This window comes from Nocardia violaceofusca NBRC 14427, assembly GCF_963869435.1.
Lineage (GTDB): Bacteria > Actinomycetota > Actinomycetes > Mycobacteriales > Mycobacteriaceae > Nocardia > Nocardia aobensis.
In genome coordinates, this window is sequence record NZ_CAWMPM010000004.1 from 466,500 (window position 1) to 482,834 (window position 16,335).

Annotated in this window: 17 protein-coding genes; 9 read left to right on the top strand and 8 right to left on the bottom strand. The window is 70.1% G+C overall.

Translation table 11 applies throughout. The features are described from left to right. Window positions 1-18: 18 nt before the first annotated feature. The 3 genes from AC5592_RS04495 to AC5592_RS04505 all read right to left on the bottom strand — a co-directional run bounded on the left by AC5592_RS04495 (window position 19) and on the right by AC5592_RS04505 (window position 2,498). The gene (locus tag AC5592_RS04495; protein ID WP_063063497.1) at window positions 19-501 is read right to left on the bottom strand and encodes an FxsA family protein; all 483 of its coding nucleotides are present in this window, start codon (window positions 499-501) and stop codon (window positions 19-21) included. Between the two features lie 85 nt (window positions 502-586). Then, a complete protein-coding gene (locus AC5592_RS04500) occupies window positions 587-1,246 on the bottom strand; it encodes a response regulator (RefSeq protein WP_036501594.1) in 660 nt (219 codons plus the stop codon). 31 nt (window positions 1,247-1,277) lie between these two features. Continuing rightward, the gene (locus tag AC5592_RS04505) at window positions 1,278-2,498 is read right to left on the bottom strand and encodes a sensor histidine kinase (protein ID WP_036501596.1); all 1,221 of its coding nucleotides are present in this window, start codon (window positions 2,496-2,498) and stop codon (window positions 1,278-1,280) included. Window positions 2,499-2,578: 80 nt separating this feature from the next. On the opposite strand from AC5592_RS04505, the gene AC5592_RS04510 reads away from it, so the two are divergent. Continuing rightward, a complete protein-coding gene (locus AC5592_RS04510; protein ID WP_036501599.1) occupies window positions 2,579-3,346 on the top strand; it encodes a TSUP family transporter in 768 nt (255 codons plus the stop codon). Between the two features lie 7 nt (window positions 3,347-3,353). On the opposite strand, the gene AC5592_RS04515 is transcribed toward AC5592_RS04510, so the two are convergent. After that, window positions 3,354-4,007 carry a TetR/AcrR family transcriptional regulator gene (locus tag AC5592_RS04515; RefSeq protein ID WP_083870789.1) on the bottom strand — a complete coding sequence of 218 codons (654 nt, stop codon included), beginning with the start codon at window positions 4,005-4,007 and terminating at the stop codon, window positions 3,354-3,356. A 206-nt stretch (window positions 4,008-4,213) separates the two neighbouring features. On the opposite strand from AC5592_RS04515, the gene AC5592_RS04520 reads away from it, so the two are divergent. After that, entirely contained in the window at window positions 4,214-5,737 is a 1,524-nt protein-coding gene (locus AC5592_RS04520) for a TldD/PmbA family protein (RefSeq protein ID WP_063063498.1), read from the top strand. Window positions 5,738-5,858: 121 nt separating this feature from the next. Continuing rightward, a complete protein-coding gene (locus AC5592_RS04525) occupies window positions 5,859-7,244 on the top strand; it encodes a metallopeptidase TldD-related protein (protein ID WP_036501654.1) in 1,386 nt (461 codons plus the stop codon). Window positions 7,245-7,248: 4 nt separating this feature from the next. Here AC5592_RS04525 and AC5592_RS04530 read toward each other — a convergent pair whose 3' ends face one another. Further along, window positions 7,249-7,755 (bottom strand): nitroreductase/quinone reductase family protein, encoded by a 507-nt coding sequence (locus tag AC5592_RS04530; RefSeq protein WP_051024627.1) that lies wholly within the window; start codon window positions 7,753-7,755, stop codon window positions 7,249-7,251. A 96-nt stretch (window positions 7,756-7,851) separates the two neighbouring features. Here AC5592_RS04530 and AC5592_RS04535 point away from each other — a divergent pair, with 96 nt between their 5' ends. Further along, complete coding sequence (locus AC5592_RS04535) at window positions 7,852-8,499, top strand: TetR/AcrR family transcriptional regulator (protein WP_157163407.1); 648 nt, start codon at window positions 7,852-7,854, stop codon at window positions 8,497-8,499. Window positions 8,500-8,508: 9 nt separating this feature from the next. Here the strand turns inward: AC5592_RS04535 and AC5592_RS04540 are convergent, their stop codons facing one another. Further along, complete coding sequence (locus AC5592_RS04540) at window positions 8,509-8,772, bottom strand: helix-turn-helix domain-containing protein (protein ID WP_036501604.1); 264 nt, start codon at window positions 8,770-8,772, stop codon at window positions 8,509-8,511. 77 nt (window positions 8,773-8,849) lie between these two features. Here AC5592_RS04540 and map point away from each other — a divergent pair, with 77 nt between their 5' ends. Together map and AC5592_RS04550 are read left to right on the top strand one after the other, a co-directional pair. Then, a complete protein-coding gene (gene map, locus AC5592_RS04545; RefSeq protein WP_036501607.1) occupies window positions 8,850-9,617 on the top strand; it encodes a type I methionyl aminopeptidase in 768 nt (255 codons plus the stop codon). 113 nt (window positions 9,618-9,730) lie between these two features. Then, window positions 9,731-10,117 carry a PPOX class F420-dependent oxidoreductase gene (locus AC5592_RS04550; protein WP_036501609.1) on the top strand — a complete coding sequence of 129 codons (387 nt, stop codon included), beginning with the start codon at window positions 9,731-9,733 and terminating at the stop codon, window positions 10,115-10,117. 11 nt (window positions 10,118-10,128) lie between these two features. Here AC5592_RS04550 and AC5592_RS04555 read toward each other — a convergent pair whose 3' ends face one another. Beyond that, a complete protein-coding gene (locus AC5592_RS04555) occupies window positions 10,129-10,518 on the bottom strand; it encodes a PPOX class F420-dependent oxidoreductase (protein ID WP_036501611.1) in 390 nt (129 codons plus the stop codon). Window positions 10,519-10,612: 94 nt separating this feature from the next. Next, window positions 10,613-14,236: a cobaltochelatase subunit CobN gene (gene cobN, locus AC5592_RS04560; RefSeq protein ID WP_063063499.1), complete on the bottom strand. Its 3,624-nt coding sequence runs from the start codon at window positions 14,234-14,236 to the stop codon at window positions 10,613-10,615. 271 nt (window positions 14,237-14,507) lie between these two features. Here cobN and AC5592_RS04565 point away from each other — a divergent pair, with 271 nt between their 5' ends. The 3 genes from AC5592_RS04565 (at window position 14,508) to cobG (ending at window position 16,327) form a co-directional block, all read left to right on the top strand. Beyond that, on the top strand, window positions 14,508-14,735 hold the full coding sequence (locus AC5592_RS04565) for a hypothetical protein (RefSeq protein WP_036501614.1): 228 nt from the start codon (window positions 14,508-14,510) through the stop codon (window positions 14,733-14,735). A gap of 4 nt (window positions 14,736-14,739) precedes the next feature. After that, on the top strand, window positions 14,740-15,069 hold the full coding sequence (locus AC5592_RS04570) for a hypothetical protein (protein WP_063063500.1): 330 nt from the start codon (window positions 14,740-14,742) through the stop codon (window positions 15,067-15,069). A gap of 64 nt (window positions 15,070-15,133) precedes the next feature. Continuing rightward, entirely contained in the window at window positions 15,134-16,327 is a 1,194-nt protein-coding gene (cobG, locus tag AC5592_RS04575) for a precorrin-3B synthase (protein WP_036501616.1), read from the top strand. Window positions 16,328-16,335 lie beyond the last annotated feature (8 nt).

The following is a 16,335-nucleotide window of genomic DNA, read 5'->3' on the forward strand; positions in this document are numbered from 1 at the left end:
GCGATCAGTGCGGGTCGGTCAGCGGGGATCGATCATGCGCCGCGCGGGGCCCTGACCGTCGTCGTAGTACTGCTCGACGACCACGCCGTCAACGACCTCACCGGAGGGTTCCACCACCACGCCGCGATATCCGGTGGCCATGGTCAGCCGATCGATGCGCCGCAGCGCCGCGGCCGAGACCAGCGGTCGCAGCAGTGCGCGGGTGGGCAGGAGCAGCAGCAGTCCGAACACCGAGGTGACCAGACCGGGCACGAACATCAGCAGCGCGCCCACCCCGACCAGCGCGCCGTCGGCGACGGCGGTACTCGGGGCGATTTCGCCGCGCCTGGCCCGGCGGAACTGCTGGAAGACCCGGCGGCCCTGAGAACGCACCAGGATCAGCCCGAGCGCGGATCCGGCGATGAGCAGCAGAATGGTCGGCACGGCACCGATGAGGTGGCCGACCACGACCAGCGCCGCGATCTCGACAACGAGATAGAGGGCGAACAACAGGGCGGGCATCGGCGATCCTTTCCACGATCTACCCTGCCCAACGCGCGACGGCTCCGATTTTCTCCCGATCCGGGCATATCGCCCCAGACCTGGGTCAGGTACCCGGTGTGACCAGCCCGGTTTCATAGGCCAGCACGACCGCCTGCACCCGGTCGCGCAATCCCAGCTTGGTCAGCACCCGGCCGACGTGCGTCTTCACCGTGGCCTCCGACAGATACAGCTCGGCGGCGATCTCGGCGTTGGAGCGCCCGGCGGCGATCTGTTCGAGCACCTCGCGTTCGCGCGCGGTGAGCACGTCGAGCACCGACGGGTCGCGCACGCGGGCGGGGTCGGCGGCGATCAACCGGTTCAGCAGCCGTTTGGTCACCTTCGGCGAGACCACGGCGTCGCCGGCCGCGACGCTGCGGATCGCGGAGATCAGATCCTCGGGCGGGGTGTCCTTGAGCAGGAAGCCACTGGCTCCGGCGCGCAGCGCGCCGAGCGCGTGTTCGTCGAGGTCGAAGGTGGTCATCACCAGAACCCGGCTGCCGCAACCCGATTCGAGGATCTGGGCGGTCGCGGCGACGCCGTCGACCACGGGCATCCGCACATCCATCAGCACCACGTCGGGGGCCAGTTCACCGGCCAGGCGCACGGCGGTCGCGCCGTTGTCGGCCTCGGCGACCACGTCGACGTCCGGGTGCGCGCCCAGCACCATCTTCAGTCCGGCGCGCATGAGTTCCTGGTCGTCGACGACGAGTACGGTGATCGGCACCGCACCAATCTAACCGGGACTCCTCCCCCGGTCAGTCGGGTAGTTCGCGCTGCAGGGGAATGGTGGCGCAGACGCGCCAGCCGCCCTCGGGGCGTCGTCCCACCTCGAGGGTGCCGCCGAGCACCGCGATCCGCTCCCGCATCCCGACCAGTCCGAGGCCGCTGCCGGCGATGCCGTTGCGCAGTGCGGTGTCATCCACGACAGGCGCCTTCGCCGCCACGGTGGACCCGGTCGCGGCCGGTCCGGCATCGCCCCGGTCGAGGACCTCGACCAGCACGTCCGCATCGCGCCGGCGCACCCGCACCCACGCCTGCGGGTCGGGGCCGGCGTGGCGGAAGGTGTTGGTCAGCGATTCCTGCACGATGCGGTGCATGCCGAGGCTCACCTCGGGCGCGACGTCGTCGAGTTCCCCGGTGAGTTCCAATTCCACGGCGAGCCCGGCGTTGCGCATCATCTCCACCACCTTCGCCAGCCCGGCGGTGCCGTGCTGCGGTAGCTGTTCCGGGGCGTGTTCGGTGCGCAACAGTTCGACGGTGCGGCGCAGTTCGCGCAGCGCCTCGCGGCCGGTCGCGGCGATGGTGGCCAATGCCTGTTCGGCGATCTCCGGATCGCGGCGCAGCGCGTATTTCGCCCCGTCGGCCTGCACGATGATGACGCTGACCGCGTGCGCGACCACATCGTGGAGTTCGCGGGCGATGCGGGTGCGTTCGGTCGAGACCGCGTCGTGGGCGCTGCGTTCGCGGTCGTAGTCGGCGACGGCGAGCCGGGCCGCGACCTCGGCGTCATAGGCGTGGCGGGCGCCGAGGAATTCCGCGAGGGTCCAGCACAGCGCGTAGAACATGATGAGGAAGCCGATGACGATCGGCACCGACTGGTCGACCACGGCCAGGGAGAACGCCCCGTCCACCGCGAGGCCGACGAGATACAGCAGCCCCTCACGCCGGCCCACGTACGCGACGAGCGTGTAGAGCGCGACGCCGACCGCCAGCAGCGCCGGGGGCTGCAGATCCTCGTGCAGCACCACGCTCACCGCGCTGGTCGTGATCGACAACACCAGCAGCGCGACCGCGCTGGCCCGCGGATAGCTGCGCCGCCAGATCACCGGCACCGGTACGAGCAGGCCGAGGATCAGATAGACGATCGCGTGATCCTTGCCGCCGAGCGTGAGCAGATCGAGCAGCACCAGTGCGGCCGCGAGGATGGAATCGGCGACCATGGGTTTGCCACGGAGCCACAGACTGAATCGGCGCACCCGCTCAGCCTAGGTGGCCCCACCGCAGTCTCGGGCGCCACGATTTGCCGCACGTCGCGAACTCTGATTGTGTCGCCGACGTGGATGTGGCTGATTGGGCGGTGCTGCTGCCCGCGGCCACGGTCGCGGGCTGGGTGGATGCCGTGGTGGGCGGCGGCGGGCTGATCATTCTGCCGACCCTGCTGCTGGTGGCGCCGACGCTGGCCCCCCAGACCGCCCTGGGCACGAACAAGATCGCCGCATTCGCCGGAACCAGCGCCGCCGCCCTGACTTTCGCGCGCCGGGTGCCGATGAACCGGCCGCTGATGCTGTCGGGAGCGGTGATCGCGGCGTGCGCGGCGGCCGCCGGTTCGGCCGCGGTGGCGCTGATCGACCGGCGCTATTTCATCCCGATCGTGATGGCGGTGCTGATCGGTGTTGCGATCGTGGTGGCGACACGGCCCTCGATCGGGGTGACGATGGCCACCCACCCGCCGACCCGGCGCCGCACGATCCTGGTGGTGGGCCTGTCGGCCGGATTGATCGGCGGTTACGACGGGCTGGTCGGTCCCGGCACCGGCACCTTCCTGATCATCTCCTTCGCCACCCTGCTGGGTACCGAGTTCGTGCGCGCCGCAGCCATGGCGAAGGTGATCAACTGCGGTTCCAATCTCGGCGCGCTGATTCTGCTCGCCGCCACCGGGCACATCATCTGGTCGGTGGGCCTGGGCATGGCGGTGGCGAATATCGCGGGGTCCGTGGTGGGTTCGCGGATGGCGCTCGCCCGCGGCGCCGGGTTCGTGCGCGCGGTGCTGCTGGTCGTGGTGACCGCGATGGTCATTCGCCTCGGCTGGCAGCAGTTCGGCTGAGCCGCGCTCAGCAGCGCGCCTCCGCGGTCAGATGCCGCCCGGCCGAGAGCCAGGGCGCCAGCACCCGCGACGTGGTCTCGCGAATGGTGCGATGAAGTCGCTCCCCGTCCTCGATCGCGTGGCGGCCGGAGAACAGCACGGTCAGCGCGCCCGACACCGCGCCGACGACGGCGCCGACCAGCGCGGCCGCGCCGACCTCGTCCAATTCGTCGGGGAACGCGTCGCGCAGCCGCCGCGCGATCTCCTGCTGCGCGGCCAGCTGGGCGTGTGCGGCCCGGCCGCTCACGGCGGGAACGGTGCGCGAGACCTGGGCGCGCAACACCGCGATTCGGGCCGCGAGATCGTCGCCGAGGTGGTCACCGGGATTGTCGCCGGCGGCACGCAGCGCGCGCAGCAGCACCTCGACGGGCCGTTCGTCACTGCGGCGGCTCGCGATCGCGGCCACCGCCGCGGTCACGCGTTCGTCGGGTTCGGGGAAGAGCAGTTCCTCTTTGCTCTCGAAGTAGTTGAAGAATGTTCTGGTACCCACCTCGGCGGTCGCGGCGATATCGGCGACGGTGGTCGCCTCGTAGCCGCGCGATTCGAACAGGTCGGCGGCAGCCTCGAGGAGGGAGCGGCGGGTGCGTTCCCGCTTGCGGTCACGGAGTGCGGATGGCGGCACGCGGGCAGACAGTACGCCATCGGTGCCGCAACCTGCGGCAGGCTGCGCGTTTCGCGCGCGTTTCAGTCCGTGCCACACCGCATTTCGTGCATGTTTGCATCAGCTGCACACTTGCACGGCGTGTCGCATTGGGGCCCGGAGTGTTTCGCCGCACCCGTCGGCGAATCTGTTGGCCCGGTCGGCGGTCAGCAATTAGCGTAGGCCGGGTGAGCATCGCATCCGCGACCGTGGACGAACAGTTCCGCGCGCTACCGCTGGCCGCCCTGACCGACGCGGCGCTGACGGCGGCACGCGCGGCCGGCGCCGAACACGCCGATCTGCGGGTGCACCGGCTGGTGACGCAATCGATCCGATTGCGCGACGGCCGGGTCGAGTCCGTCGACAACGCCGTCGACCTGGGCTTCGCGGTCCGGGTGATCGTCGACGGCACCTGGGGTTTCGCCTCGCACTGCGAGCTGACGTCCGCGACCGCCGTGGCGGTGGCCCAGCGCGCGGTCACGGTCGCGGCCACCGTGCGGGCGCTCAACCGCGAGCGGGTCGAACTCGCCGACGAACCGGTCTACCGCGACGCCACCTGGGTCTCGCCCTACGACGTGGACCCGTTCACCGTGCCGACGCCGGAGAAGGTCGCGCTGCTGCAGGACTATTCGCAGCGCCTGTCCTCGGCCACGGGCATCGATCACGTCACGGCCTCGGTGCTGCAGGTCAAGGAGCAGACCTACTACGCCGACACCGCGGGTTCCACGATCACTCAGCAGCGGGTGCGGCTGCATCCGCAACTCGAGGCGATCACCGTCGACGCGGCGACGGGCGGTTTCGAGACCATGCGAACGCTCGCCGCCCCCGCAGGGCGCGGATGGGAGTACGTCACCGGCGCCGACGGAGTCTGGGACTGGGGCGACGAATTGGCCCGGATACCGCAGTGGCTGGCCGAGAAGGTCGCCGCGCCCTCGGTGACGCCGGGTCCCACCGACCTGGTGATCGATCCGACCAATCTGTGGCTGACGATTCACGAATCCATCGGTCACGCCACCGAATACGATCGCGCGATCGGCTACGAATCGGCCTACGCCGGAACCTCCTTCGCCACCCCCGACAAGCTCGGGACGCTGCGCTACGGCACCCCGATCATGCACGTCACCGGCGACCGGACCCAGGAGCACGGCCTGGCGACGGTCGGCTACGACGACGAGGGGGTGGCCGGGCAACGCTGGGATCTGGTGCGAGACGGCACCCTGGTCGGCTATCAGCTCGACCGGGTCTTCGCGCCACGTCTCGGGGTGCCCCGGTCCAACGGCTGCTCCTACGCCGATTCCGCCCACCACGTGCCGATTCAGCGCATGGCCAACGTGTCGCTGCAGCCCGATCCGCAGACCGATACCAGCACCGCCGAGCTGATCTCGCGCGTCGAAGACGGCATCTACATCGTCGGTGACCGATCCTGGTCGATCGACATGCAGCGCTACAACTTCCAGTTCACCGGGCAGCGTTTCTTCCGGATCCGCAACGGGGAGCTGGCCGGACAGCTGCGCGATGTCGCCTACCAGGCCACCACCACCGACTTCTGGGGCGCGATGGAAGCCGTCGGCGGCCCGTCGACCTGGGTCCTGGGCGGGGCGTTCAACTGCGGTAAGGCCCAGCCCGGCCAGGTCGCGGCGGTATCGCACGGGTGCCCGTCGGTGCTGGTGCGTGGGGTGAACATCCTCAACACCCGCCAGGAGGCAGGGTGAGTAACACTCGCGCAGCCACTCATCCTGCCGACCGGGTGCGGGTGTCCCGCAAGACACAGGAGGCAGGGTGAACGGCCACGGTTCGGAATTCGCAGACAACACGGGAGGCCGGTCGGTGACGATGATGCACGGCGCGGAGGTCGTGGAGCGGGCGCTGGCCGTCGCACGCGCGGACGAGACGATCGTCATCGTCACCGACGCGTCGGAGGCCTCGCTGCGCTGGGCCGGTAATTCCATGACCACCAACGGGTCGTCGGTGTCGCGGTCCTGGGCGGTGGTGTCGATCCTGCGCGAGGGCCCGCGCTCGGCGCGGGTGGGCAGTGTCGGTTCCACGAGCGTGGACCCCGCCGAGATCGAGGCAGTGGTGCGCAGTGCCGAAGAGGCGGCTCGCACCGCCGAGCCCGCCGCCGACGCGATGCCGCTGCTGGACCCGGAAAACGCGGGCGCGCAACCGGATTCGGAGTGGTCGGGCCCGGTGCGCGAAACCGGTATCGAGGTGTTCACCGGACTCGCCGGTGAGCTCGCGGTCGGATTCGCCGGCGCCGACCGGCTCTACGGTTTCGCCCATCATCAGCTGCACACCACCTGGCTGGGCACGTCGACCGGTATCCGCCGCCGGTGGACCGAGCCCACCGGATCCATCGAGATCAACGGCAAACGCGGCGACAACGATCCGGCCAGCGCCTGGGTGGGCGCGCCGACCGCCGACTTCGCCGATATCGGCGTCACCGCACTGCTGGCCGAGCTGAGCCGGCGCCTGGACTGGTGCGCCCGCCGGGTCGAACTGCCGGCCGGCCGCTACCCCACCCTGCTACCGCCCTCGGCGGTGGCGGATCTGCTCATTCCGATGCTGTGGTCGATGGACGGGCGCGGCGCCCACGAGGGACACACCGCATTCGCCCGGGCCGGCGGCACCCGCGTCGGCGAGCGCCTCACCGACCTGCCGCTGACGTTGTACTCGGACCCGGCCGCCGCCGGATTGGAGTACCGGCCGTTCGTGGCGACCGCGGCCTCGTCGGAGACGTCCTCGATCTTCGACAACGGCCTGTCGGCCGGTCGCGTCGACTGGCTGCGCGAGGGAGTGATCGAGTCGCTGATCTATCCACGCGCCGTGGCCGCGCAGTACGACGCTCCCGTCACGGTGGCCGGTGAGAATCTGCTGCTCAGCGGCGGGACGGATCGCACGCTCGAGCAGATGATCGCCACCACCGAGCGCGGTCTGCTGCTGACCTGCCTGTGGTACATCCGTGAGGTCGATCCGGCCACCCTCTTGCAGACGGGCCTGACCCGCGACGGCGTGTATCTGGTGGAGGACGGCGCGGTCACCGCCGCGGTGAACAACTTCCGCTTCAACGAGAGCCCGCTGGATCTGCTGCGCCGCGCCACCGAGGTCGGCGCCACCGAGATCACACTGCCGCGCGAATGGAAGGACTGGTTCACCCGCACGGCCATGCCGCCGATGCGTATCCCCGACTTCCACATGTCCTCGGTCAGCCAGGCGACCTGAGCGCTCAGCGCATCGATTGCGGCCGCAGCCGCACGACCACCGTGCCGCGGCCGATCGCGGCGCGCAGTTGTTCCCGGTCGACATTGCCGTCGGCGTCGAGGCCGATGCCGGCGAAGCGGCCGTGCGTCGGGTTCTGGGTGAGGATGACGCGGTAGGGCTCGGCGATCTCGTCTTCGCCGGAGATCACCTCCCAGTCCGCGAGCCGCTCCCGGCCGCGCCAGGTGATCCGCACCGGTTCGCCCGGCCGCAGATTGCGCCGCCAGCCCGCCGCCGTGCCGACCAGCAGCGCGCCGTCGGATTCGGCATAGCCGACCGGATTCGCGTAGACACGGCCGGTTTTGCGGCCGACCACGGTGACGATCATCAATTTCGCGCTGAGCAGGCGATGCAGGGGCGACCGCAGCAGCGCGCGCATGGCGGCGTCGACCGCCGTCTGCATGCGCAACCGGCCGCGGCCCGCCGACTCGGCGGCCGGGGTGCCGGCGGAGGGAGGTGTGCTGGAAGTGGACATGACGACAGCTCCGATCAATATTTTCGAGTGCCTACTCAGAAAATACGACGGGTTGCGGCATACTGCAAGAGCACGTCCGATCGGAAGGAAGATGTGGTGCCCCGCCAGCACACCGAGCCCACCGAACCACCCGCACGCACCCGAGGGCGGCCGCGCAGCGGGGTGCGGGAGGCCGTGATCGCGGCCGCACAGGAAGTCCTCACGAACTCCGGGGTCGCGCGGCTCACCACCAAGGAGATCGCCACTCGCGCCGGGGTCGCCGAATCGAGCATCTTCTACCACTTCGGCGATCGCACCGGTCTGCTCCAAGCGGTGATCCAGCATCACCTGCGGCCGCTGAAGGATATGCTCGCCGATCCCGCACATTCGGTGGACGAGGCCGAATCGCCCGATCTGCGCACCGATCTCGTGCGCCTGGTGACCGTGCTGGAGGACTTCTTCCGCGCCGCGCTCCCCGTCATCGCGGCGATCGAATCCGATGCCGAATTGCGCGCGGTCTACTCCGAACGCAGCCGCGACTTCGATCTGGGCCCGCATCGCGCCCTGGACGTGGTGATCGGACACCTCTCGGCCCGCCACCGCATCGTCGCCGAACCACGCACCGCGGCCCTGCTGGTGGTGGGCGCGGCACATCAGCGGGCACTCCAGTCGCGAATGAGCCCGCCGGAGGCGCGCGCCGCACTCCCCTCCCCGGAGGCGATCGCCGACACGGCCCTGCCCCTGTTCCGCGTCGAGGAGAACTGATCGGGACCGTCAGGCCGAGGCGCTGAGGCGTGCGGACTGCCAGACCTCGGCCAACTCCTGCAACGGAATTCCCAGCGCACCGGAGAGTCCGACGACGGTGCCGAACGCCGGGCTGGGCAGCCGGCCGGATTCGATCTTGCGCAGTGTCTCCGGCGAGATGCCGGCCGCCCGGGCGATCTCCGCGGGGTCTCTATCGCCTCGGGCCGCACGCAGATGCGCACCCAGGCGGCGACCGGCCTCCACCTGGGCCGGGGTCAGCGGAAGTCGAACCATGCCCTCAGCATAGAGCTGGTATTCAAATACCGCTACGGTTAGAGTCGGTATATAAATACCGATTCCAGGGAGGTTTCATGGTCGAACTGAAGACAGCCGCCGAGATCGAGCGGATGGGCGTGGCCGGACGCTTCGTCGCCCAGGTGCTCGCGGAGCTGCGGGAGAAAGCCGAGGTCGGGGTGAACCTGCTCGATCTGGAAAAGCATGTGCGGCAGCGCATCCGGGAACGTGGAGCGGTGTCGTGCTACTGGGACTACGCGCCCTCGTTCGGGCGCGGCCCGTTCCGCAACACCGTCTGCCTGTCGGTCAACGACGCGGTCCTGCACGGCCTGCCCTACGACTACCGGCTGCGCGACGGTGATGTGCTGACCATGGATCTGGCGGTCTCGGTCGACGGCTGGGTCGCCGACGCCGCGGTCAGCACCATCGTCGGCACCGCCGATCCCGAGGACGCCCGGCTGGTCACCGCCACCGAGGAGGCCTTGGCCGCCGCCGTCGAGGTCGCGCGGCCGGGTGGGCGGCTCGGCGACATCTCCGCGGCCATCGCGGCGGTCGCGCGGCGGTACGGCTACCCCGTCAACACCGAATTCGGCGGTCACGGGCTCGGCCGCACCATGCACGAGGATCCGCACATCCCCAACGCCGGGCGCGCCGGGCGCGGCATGCGGCTCGTTCCCGGCCTGACCATCGCGATCGAACCCTGGTTCGCCCGCACCACCGACCGCATCATCACCGATCCGGACGGGTGGACGATCCGCTCCGCCGACGGCTCGCGCACCGCACATTCCGAACATACGGTCGCCATCACCGACGAGGGCCCCCGAATCCTCACGCACACGGCATGATTCACATCGGTCTCCCGACCGATCGGGCAGTGTCGTTCGGAGCTCGATCGGGGAGCCCTCCGTGGTGACGCTGCGCTGCCGCCTCCGGGCTCGACCGATTAGGCTCGGCAGTCGTGGACAATCCTTTCGGGCCCGCGGGTACCGCGAACTACGTTCTGCTCACCACCTACAAGAAGGACGGCACGCCGGTCGCGACCCCGGTGTGGGCGGCGCTCGACGATGCCAAGTTGTACGTCTGGACCGAGACCGCCGCGTGGAAGGTCAAGCGAGTGCGGCGCAATCCGGACGTCACCCTGCAGCCGTGCAGCGTATCCGGCAAGCCGCACGGAGAGATCGTGCGCGGCACCGCCCGCGTGCTCGACGAGCAGGACAGCGACCGGACCCGGCAGCTGATCAAGCGCAAGTACTCGCTCATGGGCTGGCTGATCGTCACCGGCAGCGTGCTGCGGCGCGGCCGCAAGGGCACGATCGGCATCGAAATCACCGCTGCCCCGGCCTGATTCGGCGACGATTACTCCCCCGCCGGTTCGGCGGTGATCGCCAGCCCGACCGAGCGATCCTTCCCGAAGATCAGCTTGTGCCCGCGGATCAGCACCGTGCCGATCACGCCGTATTTGTGGGCCACGAGATCGCGGACCCGTTCGGTCCCGTCCGCATCGAGGATGCGCGCCGTGCCGGCGCTCACCGGCGATCCGGATGTGCGGCCGCGGGCGTCGCAGGCCTGGACCGTCACCGCGGCATTGCGGCGCAGCCGTTTCACCTTCCAGGTCTTCGGATTGGTCCAGACCACCAGCCGGTCGCCGTCGGGAGCCACCCAGACCGGGGCCCCGACCGGCGTGCCGTCCTTCTTGTAGGTGGTGAGCAGGACGTACTTCTGCTGTGCGAGTTCGTTCCAGGTCATATCCCCACGGTAGGGCCGAACTCGTGCCCCGCACATCCGCCGCGCGGCGCAGGACCCGGTGCGCCCGCCGACGTAGCGGCCGCACCGGATCGCGCTACTCCAGCTCACCCTCGGTTTCGAGGTAGATCTGCCGCAGCCGGTCGAGCGTTTCCGGCTGCGGCGCCTCCCACAGTTTGCGTTCGGCGGCCTCGAGCAGTCGTTCGGCGATACCGTGCAGTGCCCACGGATTCGACTCGGTCATGAACTTGCGGTTCACATCATCGAATACGTAGCTCTCCGAGAGCTTTTCGTACATCCAGTCGGCGACGACATTGGTGGTGGCGTCATAGCCGAACAGGTAGTCGACCGTCGCGGCCATCTCGAACGCACCCTTGTAGCCGTGGCGGCGCATCGCCTCCAGCCAGCGCGGATTGACCACGCGGGAGCGGAACACCCGGGTGGTCTCCTCGGAGAGGGTGCGGGTGCGCACCGCGTCGGGACGCGTCGAATCGCCGATGTAGGCCTCGGGATTCTTGCCGGTCAGCGCGCGGACGGCGGCGACCATACCGCCGTGGTACTGGAAGTAGTCGTCGGAATCGGCGATGTCGTGCTCGCGGGTGTCGGTGTTCTTGGCCGCGACCGCGATGCGCCGGTAGGCGGCGCGCATATCGTCGGCGGCCGGCGCGCCGTCCAGATCCCGGCCGTAGGCGTAGCCGCCCCAGGTGGTGTACACCTGGGCCAGATCGTCGTCGGTGCGCCAACTCTTGGAGTCGATCAGCTGCAGCAGGCCGGCGCCGTAGGTGCCGGGTTTGGAGCCGAAGATCCGGGTGGTGGCACGACGGCGGTCACCGTGCTCGGCCAGATCCGAATCGGTATGCGCGCGAACGTAATTCGACTCCGCCGATTCGTCCAGCTCGGCGACCAGCCGCACCGCGTCGTCGAGCAGCGCCAGCACGTGCGGGAACGCGTCGCGGAAGAAGCCGGAGATCCGGACGGTGACGTCGATGCGCGGGCGGCCGAGTTCGGCCAGGTCGATCACCTCCAGGCGGGTGACGCGGCGGCTCGCCTCGTCCCATACCGGCCGCACACCCAGCAGCGCGAACACCTCGGCGATATCGTCACCGGCGGTCCGCATGGCCGAGGTGCCCCACACCGAGAGCCCGACCGAGCGCGGGTAGTCGCCGTGGTCGGCGCGGTAGCGCTCCAGCAGCGAATCCGCCATCGCCTGCCCGGTCTCCCACGCCAGCCGCGACGGCACCGCCTTCGGATCCACGGAATAGAAGTTCCGCCCGGTCGGCAACACGTTGATCAGACCGCGCAGCGGCGAGCCGCTCGGGCCGGCCGGGATGAAACCGCCGTTCAGGGCGTGCAGAATCCGCTCGATCTCGACTCCGGTCTGCCGCAGCCGAGGCACGACCTCGGATGCGGCGAACCGCAAGACGGCGGCGAGGGTGTCCGGAGCATCGGGTTCGTAGCGGGCCACCAGCTCCCCGACCGCCTCCGGCGACCACTGCGCCGCCTGCAGTGCGGCCAGCAGCTGCCGGGCGCGCTGCTCGACGACGTCGACGCGCTCGCGCGATTCCTCCCCGGATTCGTCGAGACCCAGCGCCTCGCGCAGCCCCGGCACCGCCACTTCGCCGCCCCACAGCTGGCGCGCGCGCAACATGGCCAGCACCAGATCCAATTCGCCCTCTCCGGCGGGGGCCTGGCCCAGGATGTGCAGGCCGTCGCGGATCTGCACATCCTTGATCTCGCACAGCCAGCCGTCGACGTGCAGCAGCATGTCGTCGAAGGTGTCCTCGTCCGGCCGCTCTTCCAGGCCCAGGTCGTGGTCCATCTTCGCGGCCCGCATCAGGGTCCAGATCTGCTGGCGGATCGCGGGCAGTTTGGCCGGATCCAGCGCCGAGATGTTGGCGTGCTCGTCGAGCAGTTGTTCCAGGCGCGCGATATCGCCGTAGGTCTCCGCGCGCGCCATCGGGGGAATGAGATGGTCGACCAGTGTGGCGTGGGCGCGGCGCTTGGCCTGGGTGCCCTCGCCTGGGTCGTTGACCAGGAACGGATAGATCAGCGGCAGATCGCCGAGGGCGGCATCGGTGCCGCAGGCCGCCGACATGCCCAGCGTCTTGCCCGGCAGCCATTCCAGATTGCCGTGTTTGCCCAGGTGCACCATCGCGTCGGCGCCGAACCCGCCCTCGTCGGCCGCCGCGGACAACCACCGGTACACCGCCAGATAGTGGTGGCTGGGCGGCAGATCCGGATCGTGGTAGATCGCGACCGGATTCTCGCCGAAGCCGCGCGGCGGCTGCACCAGCAGCACGATGTTGCCGAAACGCAGTGCGGCGATGACGATTTCACCGTCCGGATCGGCGGAGCGGTCGACGAACAACTCGCCCGGCGGCGGCCCCCACGCCGCCACGACCGCGGTACGCAGTTCCTCGGGCAGGGTGTCGAACCAGGCCGTGTACTGCCGGGCGCCGATGCGAATCGGGTTGCCCTCCAACTGTTCCGCGCTGAGCCAGTCCTGATCCTGGCCACCGGCGGCGATCAACGCGTGGATGAGCGCGTCGCCGTCGCGCTCCTCGAGCCCCGGCACCTCACCTGCCGCGCCGAGATCGTAACCGGCCGTACGCATCTCGGTCAGCAGCCGGATCGCACTCGCGGGCGTGTCCAGCCCGACGGCATTGCCGATGCGGGCATGCTTGGTGGGATACGCCGACAGCATCAGCGCGATCCGCCGCTGCGCCACGGGCAGATGCCGCAGCCGCGCGTGGCGCACCGCGATGCCCGCGACCCGCGCCGCCCGCTCCGGGTCGGGCACATAGGTCGACAGACCGTCGGCGTCGAACTCCTTGAACGAGAACGGCACCGTGATGATCCGCCCGTCGAATTCCGGCACCGCGACCTGGGTGGCGACGTCCAGTGGCGAGAGCCCGTCGTCGTTGTCCGCCCACTGGTCCCGGCCGCTGGTCAGGCACAGGCCCTGCAGGATCGGCACATCCAGGTCGGCGAGCGCGCCGATATCCCAGGCCTCGTCGTCACCGCCGGCGGCGGCGGTCGCGGGTTTGGTGCCGCCCGCGGCCAGCACGGTCACCACCAGCGCGTCGGCGCGACGCAGCGTGTCGAGCAGGTCCGGTTCGGCATTGCGCAGCGACGCGCAGTACAGCGGCAGCGGACGGGCGCCGGCCTGTTCCAGCGCGCGGCACAGCGACTCGACGTAGGCCGTATTCCCGGCCAGATGCTGGGCGCGGTAGTACAGCACGGCCACCGTCGGCGCGTCGGCGAGGCGGGAATCGTTGCCGGACAACGTCTTCGGGGCTCGGTCGAGTTCACCCCAGGAGGGCAGCTGCACCGGCGGCTCGAAGCCGTGACCGGTCAGCAGCACCGTGTCGGACAGGAAGTTGTGCAGCTGCAGCAGATTGCCCGGCCCGCCCGCGGCGAGATAGTTGTGCGCGTCCGCGGCGACTCCACCCGGGACCGTCGAGCACTCCATCAGCTCGGCATCGGGCGCCATCTCGCCGCCCAGGGCGACCAGCGGAATCCCGCTGGCACGCAGCGCGTCCAGGCCGTCCTCCCAGGCGCGGCGGCCGCCCAGGATGCGGACCACGATCAGATCGGCGCCGTCGAGCAGTCCGGGCAGATCCTCCACCAGCAACCGGGCCGGGTTGGCGAGCCGGTACTCGGCGCCGCTCGCGCGCGCGGACAGCAGATCTGTGTCGGATGTGGACAGCAGCAGGATCACGGTTCTCCTCGGGTGACGCGCCCATGATGGATACGGCCGCCCGCCCGGAGGGTCTGACTGTCACAGTGGCGCGACCGCACCGGAATTGCACCGGTTTTCCTCGTATCGGCGAGCCTCCGGATGCTATCGCACTGCTGTGACAGGTATTTTCCGATCCAACTCCGCGGCGTACGCTGTGAATATGCCGAACACACCGGGATGGAGCAGGCGGAACCGCTTTGCCGCCTGGTCGGGAATTACATGCATGATGATTGCTGTTGCATTGCTAGCAATGGCTCTGGCCGCTGCAGCGGGCGGCCACGGCGGGCTGTTGCTCGTCGCCGCCGGCGCCTGCGCGGCGGTCGCGATCTTCGGGCTGCTGGTCTTCGAGTCCACTGTCCGCCGCGACCATCTCGAGCGCCACGACAACCCACACCTGTTGTCGGACAGTTACGTCGACGATCAGCTGTGGAAGGCCGTGATCAGCGCCCGCGACAGGGATACTCCGAAGGACCGGTGATCCCATGCCCGCCACCCCGCCTTGGGTGCGGCGCAACCGTATGGTCGCCTGGACCAGCTACTTCTGCGTTCTGATCGGCTTCGGCACCCTGGCGATGGGGCTGACCGCCGCCGGCAGCGGACATCTCGGCTGGGCCCTCGTCGCGGGTGCTGTCTGCGCGGGCGCCTTCGTCGGCGGTATCAGCCTGTTCGGCGCGACCGCCTATTACGACCGGACCACCCACCACACCGGCCCGAGCCTCCTGTGGGATTCCTACTGGCCGGGCGTCACACTCGGACCGTCCCACGCGCCGCACGCCGCGCGTCACCGGCTGCGCCTGCGCCGCGGTCATTGACCAGCCCGGCCTCGGACGCACCGGCCGCATCCCGGGCAGGCCCGGCTCGTAGGCTGGGACCATCATGACGCGCTCCGCTCCCGACTCCTGCCCCGGTGTCCTGCGCCTGCATCAGGCCGCCGACGGTCCGCTGGCCCGGATCCGGCTGCCCGGCGGCGCGATCACCCCCGACCAACTGCGCGCGCTGGCCGCGGCGGCCGACGAGCTCGGTAACGGCAGCATCGAACTGACCTCGCGCGGCAATGTGCAGTTGCGGCAGATGCACGACGCCGCAGCACTGGCCGAGCGCCTCGAGCACGCCGATCTGCTGCCGGCACCCACCCACGAACGGGTGCGCAACATCGTGGCCTCGCCGCTGTCGGGCCGGTCGGGCGGCTGGAGCGATGTGCATCCGCTGGCCGCGCAACTCGACGCGGGGCTGCGGGCGGCCCCGCAATTGGCCGCACTACCCGGGCGCGTGCTGTTCACCCTCGACGACGGCCGCGGCGACATCAGTGGCCTCGGCGGCGATATCGGCGTCCACGCCACCGATGAGGCCGAGTTCGCGCTGGTTCTGGCCGGGCGCGATTCGGGCGCGCGCATCGGCGCGGACCGGGCGGTGGACACGATGCTGGCGGCCGCACACAGCTTCCAGCGGGTGCGCGGCGAACAGTGGCGGCTGCGCGAGGTTGCCGACGGCCCGGCTCGGATCCTGGCCGAACTGGCTCTGGACCCGATTGCCGAACCGATGGATTTCGTTGCCCGCCACGATATTCCGATCGGCTGGCTCACCCAGGCCGACGACCGGGTCGCGCTCGGGGCGGCGGTGCCCCTCGGCGCGCTCCCGGCCCGGACCGCGGAATTCGTCGCGGCGGTGGAACATCCGGTTCTGATCACCCCCTGGCGCAGTCTGGTCGTGGCCGATATGGACGAGTGGACCGCCGAGCAGGTGGTTCGGGTGCTGGCACCGATGGGCCTGATCTTCGACGCGAACTCGCCGTGGCTGGCGGTGACCGCGTGCGCCGGGCGGCCGGGCTGCGCGAAATCACTCACCGACGTGCGAGCCGATGCGGCCGACGCCGTCGCCACCGGCCGGGTGCTGCCGGTCGGCGCCCCGGCCCCGGATCTGTCCGGCGTCGCGGCCGATCAGGTGGTCGTCGCCGGGCGACAGCACTGGTCCGGGTGCGATCGGCAATGCGGGCGGCCGGCCGGGCCGGTGACCGAGGTGGTCGCCGAAGCCGGCGGTTATCGCATCACCGGGCCCCGCGCGGATCGCTGAGACTCACA

Bases quoted from the DNA above. Each gene is read 5' to 3' on its own strand.
- AC5592_RS04495 (WP_063063497.1), bottom strand. From the start codon at position 501: ATGCCCGCCCTGTTGTTCGCCCTCTATCTCGTTGTCGAGATCGCGGCG.
- AC5592_RS04525 (WP_036501654.1), top strand. From the start codon at position 5,859: ATGATGCACGGCGCGGAGGTCGTGGAGCGGGCGCTGGCCGTCGCACGC.
- AC5592_RS04530 (WP_051024627.1), bottom strand. From the start codon at position 7,755: ATGTCCACTTCCAGCACACCTCCCTCCGCCGGCACCCCGGCCGCCGAG.
- AC5592_RS04540 (WP_036501604.1), bottom strand. From the start codon at position 8,772: ATGGTTCGACTTCCGCTGACCCCGGCCCAGGTGGAGGCCGGTCGCCGC.
- map (WP_036501607.1), top strand. From the start codon at position 8,850: ATGGTCGAACTGAAGACAGCCGCCGAGATCGAGCGGATGGGCGTGGCC.
- AC5592_RS04555 (WP_036501611.1), bottom strand. From the start codon at position 10,518: ATGACCTGGAACGAACTCGCACAGCAGAAGTACGTCCTGCTCACCACC.
- AC5592_RS04565 (WP_036501614.1), top strand. From the start codon at position 14,508: ATGGCTCTGGCCGCTGCAGCGGGCGGCCACGGCGGGCTGTTGCTCGTC.
- AC5592_RS04570 (WP_063063500.1), top strand. From the start codon at position 14,740: ATGCCCGCCACCCCGCCTTGGGTGCGGCGCAACCGTATGGTCGCCTGG.
- cobG (WP_036501616.1), top strand. From the start codon at position 15,134: ATGACGCGCTCCGCTCCCGACTCCTGCCCCGGTGTCCTGCGCCTGCAT.